We start from the raw sequence: 16,385 nt of genomic DNA, 5'->3' as shown, positions 1-16,385 counted from the left end.
GCGTCATACCAGATTCTCAGCCCGATTGTGCATTCCCCACAGGCCGTCTCATCCTCAGACCAGATCCTGACAAAGAATAATCGTACAGAGGATACAGAGTCAGACAGAGAAAGCGAGCCGAGATATTATCCTGGTTCCTCTGTCTGACTCTGTTCCTCTGTACGCATGAAGGTGTTGTTTTCCCGGATTCGGCGTCACACCGAGACACGGAGAAGACAAGAGAACAGGGTTTCTCCTCCGTGCTCTCGTGCCTTGCGTGAGACGGCAGTAGAAGTTTGGGCGCACAATGAACTGCGGGATTCGGTATCACTTCCTCTGTGGCCTCTATGGCCTCTGCGTGACCCCCAATCTTTTGCGGTGTTGCGGCGGATTCCGGACGCGGCGCGGGCGGGACTTCCCAAAATCCCGACGGAATGTTATCCCTCCGGGCCTGCATCCGGCCGCCGCGGACCGCACCCGTCCGCGGTGTCCCATCCCGTACTTCCTCCGTATCCCCGCATGACCGAACTGAGCCCCGCCGCCGCCACCGGACTGATCGCCTGCGCCCACTGCGGAGCCCTGGATTCCGGCACGTACTGCAGCGCCTGCGGAAAGGAGCTCGCGCCCACGCACAGGCACACCCTGGCCGAGGCGTGGGACGCCATCGTCGTGGACCGCGTGATGGACCTGCGCGAGTACGCCACTACCGCATGGTGGATGATCGCGCGCCCCACCCGCTTCTTTCGCACGGTGATGGCGGGCCCCGCCGTGCGCGCCGGCCACGTCTTTCCCCCGCCGGTGCCGGACGCGTTCCCCGCCGGCCGGCTGCAGACGCCCGTCAAGTTCCTCATCCTCAGCTTCATCGCCAACGTGCTGGCCAGCAAGGCGGCCGGCGCGGCGGTCACCGAGCTCATTCCCGGGATGGGCGGGCTGGCCGAGGAGGTGAACACGGAGCTCACCCTGCTGGTGCTGCTGGTGTACCTGGCCCTGTACGGCCTGGCCTTTCACTGGAGCACCGGCCGGCGCGTCTCCGTCGAGGAGGCCTCGGTGTTCAACGCGTACCTCGCGGGCACCAACCTGCTGCTGATGGCGGCCATCGTGGTGACCCCCACCGCCTGGGACGTGGCGCTGGCCGCGGAAACCCTGCTGCTGGCGTACGTGGCGCTGGTGCTTCCGTGCCGCGTGCTTCCGCGGCTGTACGGAATGCGCAGGCGCCGGGTGCTGGGCGCGCAGGTGGGCGCGTTCGCCGGCGCGGCCGGGCTGGTGTTCGCGGCCATGGTGGTCGTCATCCTGGTGCTGCAGATGGCCGGCGTGAACGTGGGCTGACGGCGCGCCGGCCCCTTTCGCGGCCCCGGCGGCCCCGCGCGTTTTTCGTGCGGGGCCGTCCGTTTTTCGGATGATCGTTGCGCGGCGCGGCTCCGGTCGCGACCATACCCGTATCCAGACACGTATCGTCCTTGCGGAACCGGCCGCCCTCCCGACCTCCACCGTCCTTTCCATGATCCGCCTGACCCCCCTGATCCGCGCCGGGCTGGCGCTGGGCCTGCTCTCCGCCCTCCTTGCGCCGCCGCCCGCACCCGCGCAGACGCAGACGCCGCGGGTGCGCGAGTGGCGGCGCGCCAACGAGCACGCGCTGCTGCGCGAGTACGTGGACTTCCTGGCGCTCCCCAACGTGGCGCGCAACCCGGACGACATCCGCCGCAACGCCGCGCATTTGATGGAGATGATGCGGCGCCGCGGCCTGGGTCCCCGGCTGCTGGAGGCCCAGGGCGCGCCGCCCGCCGTCTACGGCGAGTGGAACGTGCCCGGCGCCACGCGCACGCTGGTGCTGTACGCCCACTACGACGGCCAGCCCTCGGACAGCGCCGCGTGGCACGGCAGCCATCCCTGGCGCCCCGTCTTTCGCACCGCGCGGCTGGACCGGGGCGGGCAGATCGTCCCCCTTCCCGCCGCCGGGCAGCCCATCGACCCGGAGTGGCGGCTGTACGCCCGCTCCGCCAGCGACGACAAGGCCGGGGTGATGGCCATCCTTTCCGCCGTGGACGCGCTGAAGGCGGCGGGGCTCACCCCCACCTCCAACCTCAAGTTCTTCTTCGAGGGCGAAGAGGAGGCCGGCTCGCCGCACCTGGACGCCATCCTGCGCGGCCACGCGCAGCTGCTGCGGGCCGACGCCTGGATCGTGGCGGACGGGCCGGTGCACCAGGACGGGCGCAAGCAGGTGGTGTTCGGGGTGCGGGGCGACGTGAACGTGGACGTGACGGTGTACGGCCCCGCGCGCCCGCTGCACTCGGGCCACTACGGCAACTGGGCGCCCAACCCCGCGCTGCTGCTGGCCCGGCTGCTGTCGTCCATGAAGGACGAGCACGGCCGCGTGAGCATCGCCGGCTGGTACGACGACGTGGAGCCGCTGGGCCCCGCCGAGCGCCAGGCCATCCGCGAGCTGCCGATGAACGACCCCCAGCTGATGGCGGAGCTGGGCATCGCCCTCCCCGAGATCACCGGCCCCTCGCTGGCGGAGCTCATCACCCTGCCGTCGCTGAACATCAACGGGTTCGAAAGCGGCGGCATCGCGGCGGGCGCGCGCAACGTGATCCCCACCGAGGCGTCGGCGGTGCTCGACCTGCGGCTGGTGCGCGGCAACGACCACCGGCGGCAGGCGCAGCGGCTGATGGAACACATCCGCCGGCAGGGCTACCACGTCATCGGCCACGAGCCCACGGTCGAGGAGCGCGGCCGGCACCCGCGGCTGGCGCGGGTGCGGGTGCGCCCCGGCGGCTACAACGCCGAGCGCACGCCCATGGACCTTCCCGTGTCGCAGGGGGTGCTGCGCGCCGTGCGGTCCACCACCCCCGAGCCCGTGTACGCCGTTCCCACGCTGGGCGGCAGCCTGCCGCTTTCCATCATCAGCGAGGCGCTGGGCACGCGCACCGTGACCGTGCCCGTGGTGAACCACGACAACAACCAGCACGCCGAAGACGAGAACCTGCGCCTGCAGAACCTGTGGGACGCCATCGAGACCATGGCCGCCGTGATGATGATGGAGCCGAGCTGAGCCCGGGATGCATCCAAATGATACAGAGTGATATATGATTGACTTCCTGAGGGAGGCGCCGCGCCGGACTTTCTCGTACGATGGACCCTGGCGCCGACCGAAGGACCTCGCCGGCAGAACCAAGGGGCCGGCCTCTGTTCTCCGGAGCCGGCCCCGCGGCAGGGAGAGGAGGTCCTTCGGTCGCGCGCAATCGATCGTGTGACTTCTGATTGCAGGTGGTGCGCTCCCTCAGGAAGTCACGTGCGGACTCGTAGGTGTTCGCCGAGACGAACCGTCCCCGGAGTGCGGGCGTGGCCCACGCGAGCGGTTGAAGCCCCGCCGGGCGAGCTCCGCGAGCCCAGGGTGGGGCTTGTGGCCTTTCCAGCCCCGGGCTTTAGCCCGGGGTGACTGGGCACGCGCACCGTGACCGTGCCCGTGGTGAACCACGACAACAACCAGCACGCCGAGGACGAGAACCTGCGCCTGCAGAACCTGTGGGACGCCATCGAGACCATGGCCGCCGTGATGATGATGGAGCCGAGTTGAGCCCGGGATGCGGCTAAATAATACGGAGCGATTGACTTCCTGAGGGAGGCGCCGCGCCGGACTGTCTCGTACGATGGACCCTGGCGCCGACCGAAGGACCTCGCCGGCAGAACCGAGGGGCCGGCTCTGTTCTCCGGAGCCGGTTCCGCGGCAGGGAGAGGAGGTCCTTCGGTCGCGCGCAATCGATCGTGTGACTTCTGATTGCAGGTGGTGCGCTCCCTCAGGAAGTCAGCGTGCGGGTCGAGGATGTTCGAACAGGCTGGCTGTCGCCGGAGTGCGGGCGTGGCCCACGCGAGCGGTTGAAGCCCCGCCGGGCGAGCTCCGCGAGCCCAGGGCGGGGCTTGTGGCCTTTCCAGCCCCGGGCTTTAGCCCGGGGCTTTGACCCCGGGCTTCAACCCGGGGGTGACGAGGAATTCGTCGACCCGGAACCCCGCGGCGTTGACGGCAGGAGAATTGCTCCGTAGGTTCACCGTTCGAAAAACGAGAAGGGGAGTAGTCCACCGGCGAGAAAGCCGGCGGCCGGATCGTCAAGACTGCGGGCACAGCCCGCACGGTCCGGTTGGGACGCAGAAGGCCCGCAGGGGCACTCATCGTCAGGACGAGACCTTCGTCGCAGGGGACGGCCGCCGGCCGCGCCCCGGACGAAGGGCTCGTCTTTTTTTTCGTGTCTACGCCGCGCGGATGCGCGGCGGCCGTGGAGGATGGGAACGGTTTTGAACGGAACAGTTTGGCCGTACGTGGCGTTCACCGCCCTGGTGCTGGTGATCCTGGCCTTTGACCTGGGCGTGCTGAACCGCAAGGCGCACGTGGTAAAGGTGCGCGAGGCGGGGCTGTTCGCGGCCCTTACCGTCACGCTCGCCAGCATCTTCGCCGGCGCCATCTGGCTCAACTACCTGCCGGTCGAGGGCGTCGGCGGGCAGAAGGACGCGCTGGAGTTCCTGACTGGCTACCTGATCGAGCTGGCGCTCTCGGTAGACAACATCTTCGTCTTCGTCCTGATCTTCGCGTACTTCAAGGTACCGCCGCAGTTTCAGCACCGGGTGCTGTTCTGGGGCGTGCTGGGCGCGCTGATCATGCGCGGCGTGATGATCGCCGCGGGGGCGCTGCTCATCGAGCGGTTCCACTGGATCATCTACGTGTTCGGCGCCTTCCTGGTGTACACCGGCATCAAGATGGCCACCCAGGACGAGATGGACATCGAGCCCGAGTCCAACCCGGCGCTCAAGCTCATCCGGCGCTTCTTTCCCGTGACGTCGGACTACCGCGAAAAGCACTTCTTCGTCAAGGAGAACATCGGCGGCACGCTGCGCACGGCGGCCACCCCGCTGTTCGTGGTGCTGGTGATGGTCGAGACCACCGACCTCATCTTCGCGGTCGACAGCATTCCCGCCATCTTCGCCGTCACGCGCGACCCGTTCCTGGTGTACACCAGCAACGTGTTCGCCATCCTGTGCCTGCGGTCGCTGTACTTTCTGCTGGCCGGCGTCATCGACAAGTTCCACTACCTCAAGCTGGGCCTGTCCATCGTGCTGATGTTCATCGGCGCCAAGATGCTGGCCAGCGGGTACTTCCACGTGCCGGTCGCCATCTCGCTGCTGGTCGTGGCGGGCGTGCTGATCGGGGCCGTGGTGCTGTCGCTGATGTTCCCCAAGCAGCTCGAGACGCACGACGAGGTCTCGCACGATCCGCTGGACCCCGCCGACGACCCCGCGCGCCCCATTCTGCCGCCTGACAACGAGCCGGTACGGGAGCGGCGGTAGAGGGTGAACGGGTGAGCGGGTGAACGAAGAAGCCCCTCCCGGCGTCCGGGAGGGGCTTCGTGCATCCATGCAGGCCGAAGGCGTGTGCGTCATCCCTCGGTCCGGAAGAAACAACGCTGGAAAGTACAGAGGAACGGAGAACAGCCAGAGGAGCAGAGGAGATCGATTGTCCTCTGCTCCTCTGGCTGTTCACTGTCCCTCTGTACCCCCCGCTTTTTACGGACGAAGTGATACCGGTCGTTCCTGCGGATCCGGCTCAGTCCACCGTGGCCAGGGCGGGGAGCGCGGCGGCGCCGGGGAGGGCCGCGCAGCCGTCGTCGCGGAACGAGCACAGCACCTCCATCAGCCGGTCCAGGTCGGCCCGGTTGCTGGCGATGCCCACCGACACGCGCACGGCGCCCACGGGGTGGTCGCTCATGCAGTCGCTGAACACCTGGATGTTGAAAGTCTCGGGGGTGAGCGTCTTGATGCAGCGGAACGCCTCTTCGTCCGGGTACTCGAAGGCGAACTCGGCCGCGCCGGGGTTGCAGAAGAAGCCCGTGCGCAGCGAGATGCCCGCCTCGTTGGACCGCTGCTCCACCGCGCGAAAGTCCACCAGCCCGCCCTCGGGGTCCAGCAGGTTGAAGGCGATGGTGCCGCCGCGCATCTCCATGTTCTCCGGCCCGTAGATGCGCACCATGGGCGCGCCGTTGCCGTGCCGCAGCGCCAGCATGTCGTTCAGCAGCGTTTCCGTCAGCCCCATGACGTGCGCGTTGATGCGCTCGATGCCGATCTCCTCCAGGAAGTCCAGCCCCGCGGGCACCGCCGCGATCCCCAGGTAGTTCAGCGTGCCGTCCTCGAACGCGCGGCCGGTGACGTGCTGCAGGTGCACGTCCTTGTTCTGCGCGCTCACGAAGCGCACGGTGCCGCCCGCGAACCAGGGGCGGTGCAGCTCGCCCAGCGCGTTGCGGCGCGCCAGCAGCACGCCCACGCCCGTGGGAAAGCCGAACATCTTGTAGAACGAGATGCAGACGAAGTCCGGCGCGTACCGGCGCAGGTCCAGCGGGTTGGTGGGGACGAACGCGGCGGCGTCCAGCAGCACGTGGTAGCCGTGGTCGTGCGCCAGCTGGATTGCGTCCAGCGAGTGCTTTACGCCGGAGAAGTTGGACTGCGCCGGAAAGGCGAACAGGTTGTGCGCGTTGCGGTCCGCGCCCGCCATGTGCTCCTCCAGCGCGTTCAGCCGCAGGTCGGGGCAGGGCGGCACGTAGCGCACGTCCGCGCCGTGCGCGCTGGCGAACTCGCGCAGGCCGTTGACCGAGTTGTGGTTGTCGGCCGTAAGGAGAATGCGGCCGCCCGGCTCCCACGGAAACGCCTCGCCCACCAGCTTCAGCGCGCCGCTGGCGTTCAGGGTAAAGACGACCTCGTACAGCTCGGGGTCGGCGTTGAAGTAGTCCAGCACGCGGGTGCGGGCGTCTTCGCACAGCTGCGTGGCGGCCAGCGAGGTGGGGTTTCGCGAGTGCGGGTTGCCGAACACGCTGCCGCACAGGAACTCCGCGTTGGCGCGCACCTGCCGCTCGGAGTAGAGCCCGGCGCCCGTGTAGTCCAGGTACACGTGCCCCTGCGCGTCCAGCCTGCTGAACTCGCGCCTTCTCAGCTCCTCGAACCGTGCGTCCATCGGCGTGGTCTTTTCGTGGGCGGATGTGCTGCGGCAATCATCGAAAATACGCCACAACGCCAGCAGAGGGAAGAGTTTGGACGGTAGGGGGATGCGGAGAGCCGAAGCGTCGGCGTGCTGCCGGGCCTCACCCCGGCCTGACATCCTGAGGAAGGCGCCGCGCCGCACAATCTGTTACGACTGGCTCAGAGCGCCGACCGAAGGATCTTGCCGGCAGACCCGAGCGGCCGGATCATGCGCTCTGAATCTGACCCCTCAGCAGGCGGAGAGGAGCCATGGGTTGCGCGTAAGTGCTGAGATGGCCGCTGGTTGCACGTGGCGCACTCCCTCACAGGGTGTTGCCAAACCTCACCCCGCGATTGACTTCCTGAGGGAGGCGCCGCGCCTGACCCGCCGCTACGAAGAAGCTTGGCGCCGACCGAAGGATCTAGCCGGCAGTACGAATGGGCTGGATCGCAACTCTGGATCTGGCCTTGGCGTGGCCGAGAGTAGATTCTTCGGTAGCGCGCAGGGGGTTGTGTAGTTTCTGGTTCCCCGTGGTGCGCTCCCTCAGGAAGTCACGCTTCGTTGTGAGTTTCGGGGTTTAGCAACACCCTCTCAGGCTCAGGACGACAGTGCACTCGCGGGAACCGATGGGCTTTGCCCGTTCCTCTCAGGACGATGCATCAGCGGCCAATGCCAGCGACATCAGTTCGGAGTCCCAGTAGTCGCCGTCCAGCTTGTAAGCCTGCGGCTCGACGCCGTAGGTGACGAAGCCGGCGGCGTGGTAGAGGGCGCGGGCGGCCTGGTTTCCGCTCTCGACGACCAGGGTGAGGCGCTCGACGCCATCCAGGGTACGGGCGTGGGCGATCAGGGCCTGCATCAGCGCGCGGCCCACGCCGCGGCCGCGCGCTTCGGGGGCCACGTACATCCCCCAGACGTGGGCGCGGTGGCGCGTCTTGAGGCCGGTCTGGCGCCCCAGCCCGGCAAGGCCCACCAGCGCCCCGCCGTCATCGAACGCACCGAACATCACGTCTTCGCGGCCGGCGCCACGGGCAAGGCGCTCGGCGATCCACGGCAGCGGGATGTCCACCTCGCTCTGGTAGGTGGAGCCGAACGCCGCCGGGCTCTCCTGCAGCCCCCGCAGCCGCAGCGCCTGGTACGCCGCCGCGTCGTCCGCGGTGAGGATCCTGATAGATTCCCCGTTCACCCGTTCACCCGTTCACCCGTTCACCCGTTCACCCGTTCACCCGTTCACCCGTTCACCCGTTCACCCGTTCACCCGCGGGATGGCCCGCGAAACGGCCGCGCCCTATCTTCCGGGACCGCCGTTCCCCTCGCTCCGACCCATGCGCCCGTTCCCGAAACTTCGCGTGCCGCGGATCCTGCTGCTGGTGCTGATCGGCTACGCCGCGTTCGCGGGGCTGGTGTGGCTGTTCGCCGAGCGGCTCATCTTTCTGCCACCGCGCCAGGTCTACACGCAGACGCCGGAGATCCTGCTGATCCCCCGCGAAGGCGGCGGCACCATCGCGGCCGTGCACCTGCGGAACCCGCGGGCGCGCTACACCCTGCTGTTCAGCCACGGCAACGGCGAGCACCTGGGCGACGACCTGCCCTTTCTGCGCGAGATGCGCGACGCCGGCTTCAGCGTGCTGGCGTACGACTACAGCGGCTACGGGCTCAGCACCGGCCGCCCCTCCGAGCGCGCCGCGTACGTGGACGTCGACGCCGCGTACCACTACCTGACGCGCACCGCGGGCGTGCCGCCGGAGCGCATCATCGCGCACGGGCGGTCGCTGGGCGGCGCGGTGGCGGCGGACCTGGCCAGCCGCCGGCCCGTCGCCGGGCTGGTGCTGGAGAGCACGTTCACCACCATCTTCCGCGTCGTCCGCAGCTATCCGCTGGTCCCGTTCGACCGCTTTCGCACCGCGGACAAGCTGCCGCGCGTAACGGCGCCCGTGCTGGTGATCCACGGCACGCGCGACGAGGTGGTGGCCTTTGCGCACGGGGAGCGGCTGTACGAGATGGCGCCCGCGCCCAAGCATCGGCTGTGGGTGCAGGACGCCGGGCACAACGACCTGCAGTGGGTGGCGGGCGAGCGGTACTGGGACGCGCTGCGGCGGTTCGCCGGCAGCCTGCCAGACGCGGGTGACGCAAAGGAGCAGGGATGATGTGGACGATGGGGATGTGCCGTGCTGGGCATTGGTCCTCGGCTACCGTGCCTGCCGTGCGTTTTGTGGAGGAAGAATGACGCCGGTTAAACGGGACAGAAAAGGCATTCCGTTCTATTCGGAACATGATATAGAACGTATAGCAGAGCGGTTCTTACGTAAGGTCGCCCCTCAATGTCTGACGCGGCCCATACGGCTGCCGATCTTTCGAATTGTCCGACAACTGCAAATGGAGGGCTGGTTCCAGTATGTCGCGGCTGATTTAGGTGAAGACTACTTGGGTGCGTACCACCTTACACAAAAGATCCTCTATGTCCACAAATCACTTCTTGAAGGCGATCCCCGTCTTGCCTTCACGGTAGCTCACGAACTCGGTCACTTCTATCTACATCGCAACATAGATCCAGAAGTTTTCAGAGATCGTCAGGCTGAGATGCCACCTGCCGACTTGGTTGATCTCGCAGAAGACGATCAGATCATCTTGGATAGTCCCCGTGAAATCGTTATGGGTCGATTCCAAGGCGATAATCCACGTTCTATCCTGGAGTGGCAGGCGAATCGGTTCGCAGGAGCTATCTTGGTACCGAGTAGTACGTTGGAGACTGCGCTCGTTGCCGTACAACGGCATATCGGAATCAATCGACATCTAGGCGTGGTGTGGCTTACGAACCAGCGTGGAAGCTACGCGGATTTCTACTCGACAATCCGAATCTTGGCGGAGCGCTATGAAACGTCTCAGTCTGTCGTTCGGATAAGGCTCTATTCGTTAGGGTTGGTGAGAGAACAAGGAATACCAGTGCCTTTGCGGCGCCTGGGAGATGTTGTTGGAGAAGCGCTAAACGATCTGTTTTCTGGACGAAATCACTAATGTGAAGGAGCCTGCGTGATGCGGACGATGGGGATGCTGGCGGCTGCCTGCGCGCTGGCGGCGTGCTCTGCGCCGGACCAAGCGCCCGCGCGTCGGGCGGAGGAGGTCGCCGCGGCGGACAGCGCGCCCGTGCGGCAGGCGGTGGACACGGTGCCGGCGGGCGGGGCGGGGCAGATGATCCGCATCCATCCATCTCTGCCGCCGCATGGCGTAACCCTGCACGGCGCCGAGTCGGCCGTGGACAGCATCGTCGTCTCCGTCGACGGGCGGACGGTCCAGACGCTGAAGCCGCGCGAGAACTCGCTTCCGCCGGGGGTGGACATGGAGCGCCTGTCCACCATCGACCTGGATTTCGACGGCTACGCGGACCTCGCCTTCCTGTCGTACTCGGCGATGGCCAACTCGCGCAGCGAGTACTGGCGCTTCGATCCGCAAACCCGGCGCTTCGTCGCGGCGGGCGAGTGGGAGACGCTGACGCCCGATTCCCCCGCGCGCGAGCACGCCACCTTCAACCGCGGCGGGCACGGCGGCCGCATGTGGACCGCCGCGCGCCTGCGGTGGGCGAACGGCCGCCTGGTGACGGTGCGCGAAGAAGAGCAGACGTCGCTGGATGCCGACCGCTACGTCCACATCGTCCGCCACCCCCGCGGTGCCGAGCTGGTGGAGGCGAAGCGCGACACGCTGGAGGATGAAGCCGAGCTGCGTGCCGGCCCCACGTGGATGACTCCGTGACGCGCGTCGCATCCATCCACCGGACGCCAAGGCGGGCACCTGCTCCGGCGTCCGGGGTACAGGCACCGCCGCGGGCCTGAACATCGGTTTCCGCGGCCCACGCCTTTCCCCGATCGCCCTCCCCGGAGTTTCCTGAGATGAAGAAGTTTCCCCTGTTCGCGCTGGTCCTGTTCGCCGCCGCCGGATGGCTGTACTTCACGCCGTACATGGCCGTCAACAAGCTGCAGGCCGCCGCCGAGCGTGGCGACAGCGAGGCGCTGAACGACATGGTGGACTTTCCCGCGCTGCGCACCAGCCTCAAGGGCGAGGTGCAGAGCACGGTGGCGCGGGGGATCTCGCGGGACAACAACCACTTCTCCGCGATCGGCGCCGCCGTGGCGGGCGTGATCGTGGAGCCGATGGTGAACGCCGCCGTCACGCCCGAGGGGATCAGCCTGCTGATGAAGGGCCGCACCCCCACGGACAACGAAGGCGGCGAGGATTCGGGGGACGGCAAGAGCTGGCGCGACGACGTGAAGATCGCGCGGAGGTACGAGGCGTCGGACAAGTTCGTGGTGCAGTACCGCGACCGCGAATCCGGCGATCAGCAGATGGCGCTGGTGATGCGCCGCGACGGCCTGCGCTGGCGCCTCAGCGGTGTCCGCTTCGGCGCCGACGCCGCGAAGTAGCCCGCCGCTCCGCGTACGAACGAGGCCCACCCGCCGATGCCCGCTGGTGGGCCTTTTGTTGGCCGGAACGACCGTGGATCGTGGACCCTGTCACTGGGCCAGCCTGGTCCCGGGCGATTGATGCTCCGGTGCGATTCTGATCCGGCAACGTGCCGTCCGCCCGCTGGAGCGAATGAATTCGCCGCTGGAAAATCGCAAAGTCCGCCTGCGCGGACTCGCGAACCGCGGAATCCACCTCGCCGATCGAGCATCCGCGCATCCGATCACCTGTTCGCTGTAACCTGTCCCCTGTAACCTGTCCCCTGCCGTCGCCCGTCTGGCCTCCGCCGTCCACCACGCCTATCTTGCGCGCATGGTATCACTCTTCGACATCCTGGGACCCACCATGGTCGGCCCCTCCTCGTCGCACACGGCGGGCGCGTGCCGCCTGGGCCTGATAGCGCGCGCCGTCGCGGGCGGCATGCCGGACCGCGTGCGCATTCAGCTGCACGGCTCCTTCGCCGCCACGGGCGAGGGGCACGGGACGCACCGCGCCATCGTGGGCGGCCTCGTCGGCCTTGAGCCGGACGACCTGCGCCTGCGCGAAGCCTACGCCGAGGCGCAGGCCGCCGGGCTGCAGTGGACGTTCGAGGAGGTGGATCTGGGCGACGACGCGCATCCCAACACCGCCATCTTCCACGTGGAGCGCGGCGAAGACCGGCTGGTGGTGCGCGGCGCCTCGCTGGGCGGCGGCCGGGTGGAGGTGTCCGAGATCGACGGCTTTCCCGTGGCGCTCACCGGCGGCTACCACACCGTAGTCCTGCTGGCGCACGACGAGCCCGGCACCATTGCCTGCGTGGCCACCATCATGGCCGGCCACCACGTGAACCTGGCCACCATGCGCGTGGACCGCACCGGCCGGCACCAGGACGCCATGATGACCATCGAGGCCGACGAGCCCGTGAGCGACGCGGCCCTGGCGGCGATCCGCGGGTTTCCGTGGCTGCGCTGGGCCCGCGCCGTTCCCAAGATCGCCTGAGGAGGCAGGGAATAGGGAACAGGGAATAGGGAATAGCGGGCCTGACGGCCCTGGACGGCACCGGGATCCGTCGGGGTGCGCTGGTTTTTGCAGGCTGTTCCCTGTTCCCTATTCCCTATTCCCTGCAGTCCGGCCATGCACAAGTCCATCGAATCCCTCGTCCGCGACGCAGAGCAGTCCGGCCGCCCGCTGCCGCAGGTGGTGCTCGACACCGAGGCCACCGAAACCGGCGTGCCGCAGGAGCAGATCCGCGCGCGCATCGCCCGCACGCTGCAGGTCATGCGGCGCGCCATCGACGAGGGGCTCGAGGGCAAGGTGCGGTCGGCGTCGGGGATGACGGGCGGGCGCTCCAAGAAGCTGTGGGACAACGGCCCCAACATCCTGGGCAGCCGGGTGACGGCCACGCTGGCCCGCGCCATCTCCACGCTCGAGGTGAACGCCGCCATGGGGCTCATCGTCGCCGCGCCCACGGCCGGGGCGGCGGGGGTGCTGCCGGCCATCCTGATCTCGGTGGACGAGTTCGCCGAGGGCGGGATGGGCGAGGAGCGGCTGGTGGATGCCATGCTGGTGGCCGGCGGCGTGGGCGGCGTCATCGCCCAGCGCGCGTCGCTGGCCGGCGCCGAGGGCGGATGCCAGGCGGAGACGGGCACCGCCGCCGCCATGGGCGCCGCCGCCGTCACCTGGCTGCACGGCGGCTCGCACGAGCAGATCCAGACCGCCATTGCGCTGTGCCTGCAGGGGATGCTGGGACTGATCTGCGACCCCATCGGCGGGCTGGTGGAGATTCCCTGCATCTACCGCAACGCGTCGGCCGCCATGCAGGCCATCGCCGCGGCCGAGATGGCGCTGGCGGGGCTGGACTTTCCCGTAACCGCCGACGAGGTGATCGACGTGATGGGCGAGGTGGGGCGCCGCATGCCCAGCGCCTACCGCGAAACGGCGATGGGCGGCCTGGCCGCCACCCCCAGCGCCCGCCGCCTGGTGCAGATCCGCCCCACCTCGCGCCCCTCCGGCGCCAGCCGGTAGGCGGAGCGGCGGTTCGGGACCGAGGTTCGGCGAACGGGTCCGCACTGCGTCGGCGGGCGCCCCCTCCGCTCGCTTAGGCTCGCACCTCCCCCAAGTCTGGGGGAGGTTGGGGTGGGGCAGGGATTCGGGCGGTTCGATGGGGGATCGCACTGCGTCGGCCGGCGCCCCCCGCCCCGGCCCTCCCCCGCAAACAGCGCGGGGGAGGGTGACGCGCCCGACAGGCATTTCGGAGCAGGATCGAATTCTCCCCTCTCCGTGAGGAACGAACGGGGAGGGGCCGGGGGAGGGGCCCCCGGCGGGCGCCAGTTCGATGCAATTCGCCGAGCCGCGATCCATCGGCACCCCAACCTCCCCCAGCAGTTTTGGGGGAGGGGGCGAGCCTAAGCGAGCCGGAGGGGGCGCCCGCGCCGAACCGTCCGGAGCGCGACCGAATGCTCCCCTCTCCGTGAGGAACGAACAGGGAGGGGCCGGGGGAGGGGCCCCCGGCGCGCGCCAGTTCGATGCAATTCGCCGAGCCGCGATCCATCGGCATCCCCAACCTCCCCCAGCAGTTTTGGGGGAGGTGCGAGCCTAAGCGAGCGGAGGGGGCGCCCGCCGCTCGCGCCGAATTGACCGAAGCGCGATCGAAGTCCCGCCCATCCGCCGCGCGAGGCTGGACACGCCGCCCCGCGGGTGAAACTTTGTCTCCTGGCCTCGCGTACCCCGACGGACGATGGGAACTGCAACGATCGCGATGATCATCGCCATTGGCTTGGCGGCCAGGTGGGTGATCACCGCAATAAAGGGCGAAGGCGGAGGGGGCGGATACGAGCTTGCGAGCCGTGACGCCCAGATCCAGCGCCTGCGCGAAGAGATGGATGGCCTGCACGGCGAGGTCCGCCGCCTGGCCGAAGAGCAGTCGTTCATGGTGCGCCTGCTCTCGGAGGGCGGCGCGCGACCCGCCGGCGAGCTTTCCGCACCCGAGCGGCCCGACGGCCACAACCCGGAGACAACGTGATGGTGACCCGCGAGGACGTGGTGAACTTCCTCAACCGGATGGAGCTGGACTTCGAGGAAGTAAGTGAAGGAATGTGGCTGGCGTACCCCGGCGGCGCCGAGGGCGGCACGCCCGTGGTGCTGAGCTATGCGCCGCCGCTGCTGGTGTTCCGGATGAAGGTGCTGGACCTGCCCAGCGACGTCGAAAAGTGCACCCAGCTGTACAAGCAGCTGCTGCAGGCCAACGCCAGCGACCTGGTGCACGCGGCGTACGGGCTGGAAGAAGACGACGTCATCCTTACCGAGTCGCTGGAGCTGGAAAACCTGGACTTCAACGAGTTCCAGGCCACCATCGACTCGTTCGGCATGGCCATGGCCACGCAGATGGAGTCGCTGTCCGCCTTTCGCGACTGCTGAAGGCGGCGGTACCTGAACGTATGATGCCACCGGCGCAACGGCCCGGCCCCCCGGCCGCGCCCCCCCGCCGGGGAACCCGATACGGCTGAACGAGCGATGGGAATCTTCGACAAGCTTTCGCTGCTGATCCGGTCCAACCTGAACGACCTGATCGCCCGGGCCGAGAACCCGGAAAAAATGCTCGAGCAGGTCATCATCGACATGCGCGAGCAGCAGACCCGGGCCAAGCAGGAGGTGGCGCTGGCCATCGCCGAAGAGCGCAAGCTCAAGTCGCAGGTGGAAAGCGAGGCCAAGCAGGCGCAGGAGTGGGAGCGCCGCGCCATGCTGGCCCTGCAGCAGGGCCGCGACGACCTGGCCCGTCAGGCGCTGCTGCGCCAGCAGGAGTACGCCGAGCGTGCCCGCAGCATGCACGAGACCTGGACGCGCCAGGCCGCCGACACCGAAAAGGTGAAGGACGCGCTGCGGCAGCTGCAGGTGCGCATCGAGGAGGCGCAGCGCAAGAAGAACCTGCTGGTGGCCAAGCAGAAGCGCGCGCAGGCCCAGAAGCGCATCCACGAGACCATGGCGGGTCTCAGCGACCAGTCGGCGTTCCAGACCTTCGAGCGCATGGCGCAGAAGATCGAGCACACCGAGCGCCTGGCCCTGGCCGCCGCCGAAGTGTCGGAAGAACTGTCCGGCGACCCGCTGGAAAAGCAGTTCAAGGCGCTGGAGGCGGGCTCGTCGTCCGAGGACATCGAGTACCGGCTGCTGGAGATGAAGCAGAAGATGGGGATCGCGCTTCCCCCCGGCGCGCCGGCGGCCCAGCCGTCGCTGCCGAGCCAGGGATCGCAGAGCTCGCTTCAGCTGGGCACCGGCGCCTCGGCGGCGGTGCCCCCCGCGGCGCCGCAGCCCACCGTGCACGACGCCGAGATCGTGGCCGACGACGGCTCGGCGTACACGGCGCAGGAGCGCGCGCCCTTTGCCCCGCTCCCCCCGGCGCCCTCCGACGCCACGCAGGCGCAGGGCCCGGGCGTGAACGACCGCGACCTCGCGGCCCAGATCGACGCGCTGAACCGCGGCTGATCCGCCGTCCGGTGAGCGGGCGCAGACGAGCGCGGGGCCGGCATCCGAACGATGCCGGCCCCGCGTTTCTGCGTCCTGCCGCACAAGGATTCTCCCGCGGTTTACTCCTGCGAATACACACAATTGGTAATTGGACGATTGGCATCATCGGGCCAGGTCTGCGTGCAGGACTGAAGCACGTACGACTCACCGCCGATCGTCATGCGGTAGCCGTATTTTGCCGTGCACGTATACCAGCAGGCAAATGCCTGCGCCGGCAGCGCCAGGGAGGCGAGCAGAGCGATTGCGGCTGCACGCACGGTTCCGCGGCGGATGAATGGGCGCATTGTCATATCATTGGTGGCCGTGATCGGTAAGTGTGTGTTTAAGAATCCCTGCGCTCGCGCCCGGATGTCATTTCGAAGGAGGCGCCACACCGCACCATCGGCTCGCCCGAAATCCTGCGCGCCGACTGAGAAATCTACTGTCTGCTGCTGGTGCCCCGCCGCACCGCTCCGGC

16 protein-coding genes are annotated in these 16,385 nt (G+C 68.2%); 13 read left to right on the top strand and 3 right to left on the bottom strand.

Going from position 1 to position 16,385, the window contains the following annotated elements; genetic code table 11:
• Positions 1-498: 498 nt before the first annotated feature.
• From VGC13_RS18850 to VGC13_RS18835, 4 genes are all read left to right on the top strand, one after another.
• The gene (locus VGC13_RS18850; protein ID WP_331126828.1) at positions 499-1,305 is read left to right on the top strand and encodes a hypothetical protein; all 807 of its coding nucleotides are present in this window, start codon (positions 499-501) and stop codon (positions 1,303-1,305) included.
• A 172-nt stretch (positions 1,306-1,477) separates the two neighbouring features.
• Entirely contained in the window at positions 1,478-3,031 is a 1,554-nt protein-coding gene (locus VGC13_RS18845; protein WP_331126827.1) for a M20/M25/M40 family metallo-hydrolase, read from the top strand.
• 402 nt (positions 3,032-3,433) lie between these two features.
• Positions 3,434-3,556: a hypothetical protein gene (locus VGC13_RS18840; RefSeq protein WP_331126826.1), complete on the top strand. Its 123-nt coding sequence runs from the start codon at positions 3,434-3,436 to the stop codon at positions 3,554-3,556.
• 713 nt (positions 3,557-4,269) lie between these two features.
• Complete coding sequence (locus tag VGC13_RS18835) at positions 4,270-5,316, top strand: TerC family protein (RefSeq protein WP_331126825.1); 1,047 nt, start codon at positions 4,270-4,272, stop codon at positions 5,314-5,316.
• Between the two features lie 256 nt (positions 5,317-5,572).
• On the opposite strand, the gene VGC13_RS18830 is transcribed toward VGC13_RS18835, so the two are convergent.
• A complete protein-coding gene (locus tag VGC13_RS18830) occupies positions 5,573-6,970 on the bottom strand; it encodes an aminotransferase class V-fold PLP-dependent enzyme (protein ID WP_331126824.1) in 1,398 nt (465 codons plus the stop codon).
• Between the two features lie 652 nt (positions 6,971-7,622).
• Positions 7,623-8,159, bottom strand: coding sequence for a GNAT family N-acetyltransferase (locus VGC13_RS18825; protein WP_331126823.1), 537 nt, complete (start codon positions 8,157-8,159; stop codon positions 7,623-7,625).
• A 163-nt stretch (positions 8,160-8,322) separates the two neighbouring features.
• Here VGC13_RS18825 and VGC13_RS18820 point away from each other — a divergent pair, with 163 nt between their 5' ends.
• The 9 genes from VGC13_RS18820 (at position 8,323) to VGC13_RS18780 (ending at position 15,886) form a co-directional block, all read left to right on the top strand.
• Positions 8,323-9,120, top strand: a complete 798-nt coding sequence (locus tag VGC13_RS18820) for an alpha/beta hydrolase (protein WP_331126822.1) — start codon at positions 8,323-8,325, stop codon at positions 9,118-9,120.
• A 76-nt stretch (positions 9,121-9,196) separates the two neighbouring features.
• Positions 9,197-9,988 carry an ImmA/IrrE family metallo-endopeptidase gene (locus VGC13_RS18815; protein ID WP_331126821.1) on the top strand — a complete coding sequence of 264 codons (792 nt, stop codon included), beginning with the start codon at positions 9,197-9,199 and terminating at the stop codon, positions 9,986-9,988.
• 18 nt (positions 9,989-10,006) lie between these two features.
• The gene (locus tag VGC13_RS18810; RefSeq protein ID WP_331126820.1) at positions 10,007-10,720 is read left to right on the top strand and encodes an XAC2610-related protein; all 714 of its coding nucleotides are present in this window, start codon (positions 10,007-10,009) and stop codon (positions 10,718-10,720) included.
• Positions 10,721-10,857: 137 nt separating this feature from the next.
• A complete protein-coding gene (locus VGC13_RS18805) occupies positions 10,858-11,388 on the top strand; it encodes a DUF2939 domain-containing protein (RefSeq protein WP_331126819.1) in 531 nt (176 codons plus the stop codon).
• 352 nt (positions 11,389-11,740) lie between these two features.
• Positions 11,741-12,406 carry an L-serine ammonia-lyase, iron-sulfur-dependent subunit beta gene (sdaAB, locus tag VGC13_RS18800; RefSeq protein ID WP_331126818.1) on the top strand — a complete coding sequence of 222 codons (666 nt, stop codon included), beginning with the start codon at positions 11,741-11,743 and terminating at the stop codon, positions 12,404-12,406.
• 135 nt (positions 12,407-12,541) lie between these two features.
• The gene (gene sdaAA / locus VGC13_RS18795) at positions 12,542-13,432 is read left to right on the top strand and encodes an L-serine ammonia-lyase, iron-sulfur-dependent, subunit alpha (protein WP_331126817.1); all 891 of its coding nucleotides are present in this window, start codon (positions 12,542-12,544) and stop codon (positions 13,430-13,432) included.
• 712 nt (positions 13,433-14,144) lie between these two features.
• Positions 14,145-14,429, top strand: a complete 285-nt coding sequence (locus VGC13_RS18790; RefSeq protein ID WP_331126816.1) for a hypothetical protein — start codon at positions 14,145-14,147, stop codon at positions 14,427-14,429.
• The gene (locus VGC13_RS18785; protein WP_331126815.1) at positions 14,429-14,824 is read left to right on the top strand and encodes a hypothetical protein; all 396 of its coding nucleotides are present in this window, start codon (positions 14,429-14,431) and stop codon (positions 14,822-14,824) included. The genes VGC13_RS18790 and VGC13_RS18785 overlap by 1 nt, the downstream gene beginning before the upstream one ends.
• A gap of 96 nt (positions 14,825-14,920) precedes the next feature.
• Positions 14,921-15,886, top strand: a complete 966-nt coding sequence (locus VGC13_RS18780) for a PspA/IM30 family protein (protein ID WP_331126814.1) — start codon at positions 14,921-14,923, stop codon at positions 15,884-15,886.
• Positions 15,887-15,987: 101 nt separating this feature from the next.
• Here the strand turns inward: VGC13_RS18780 and VGC13_RS18775 are convergent.
• Positions 15,988-16,385, bottom strand: a 398-nt coding sequence (locus tag VGC13_RS18775; RefSeq protein ID WP_331126813.1) for a hypothetical protein, incomplete at its 5' end; no start/stop codon positions are given.

This window comes from Longimicrobium sp. (genome assembly GCF_036399255.1).
Taxonomy (GTDB): Bacteria; Gemmatimonadota; Gemmatimonadetes; order Longimicrobiales; family Longimicrobiaceae; genus Longimicrobium.
Note: the sequence above shows the minus strand (reverse complement) of the source record. Positions and strands in the feature narration are given on the sequence as shown.

Bases quoted from the DNA above. Each gene is read 5' to 3' on its own strand.
- sdaAA (WP_331126817.1), top strand. From the start codon at position 12,542: ATGCACAAGTCCATCGAATCCCTCGTCCGCGACGCAGAGCAGTCCGGC.
- VGC13_RS18845 (WP_331126827.1), top strand. From the start codon at position 1,478: ATGATCCGCCTGACCCCCCTGATCCGCGCCGGGCTGGCGCTGGGCCTG.
- VGC13_RS18815 (WP_331126821.1), top strand. From the start codon at position 9,197: ATGACGCCGGTTAAACGGGACAGAAAAGGCATTCCGTTCTATTCGGAA.
- VGC13_RS18850 (WP_331126828.1), top strand. From the start codon at position 499: ATGACCGAACTGAGCCCCGCCGCCGCCACCGGACTGATCGCCTGCGCC.
- VGC13_RS18780 (WP_331126814.1), top strand. From the start codon at position 14,921: ATGGGAATCTTCGACAAGCTTTCGCTGCTGATCCGGTCCAACCTGAAC.
- VGC13_RS18830 (WP_331126824.1), bottom strand. From the start codon at position 6,970: ATGGACGCACGGTTCGAGGAGCTGAGAAGGCGCGAGTTCAGCAGGCTG.
- VGC13_RS18785 (WP_331126815.1), top strand. From the start codon at position 14,429: ATGGTGACCCGCGAGGACGTGGTGAACTTCCTCAACCGGATGGAGCTG.
- sdaAB (WP_331126818.1), top strand. From the start codon at position 11,741: ATGGTATCACTCTTCGACATCCTGGGACCCACCATGGTCGGCCCCTCC.
- VGC13_RS18805 (WP_331126819.1), top strand. From the start codon at position 10,858: ATGAAGAAGTTTCCCCTGTTCGCGCTGGTCCTGTTCGCCGCCGCCGGA.
- VGC13_RS18790 (WP_331126816.1), top strand. From the start codon at position 14,145: ATGGGAACTGCAACGATCGCGATGATCATCGCCATTGGCTTGGCGGCC.
- VGC13_RS18810 (WP_331126820.1), top strand. From the start codon at position 10,007: ATGCGGACGATGGGGATGCTGGCGGCTGCCTGCGCGCTGGCGGCGTGC.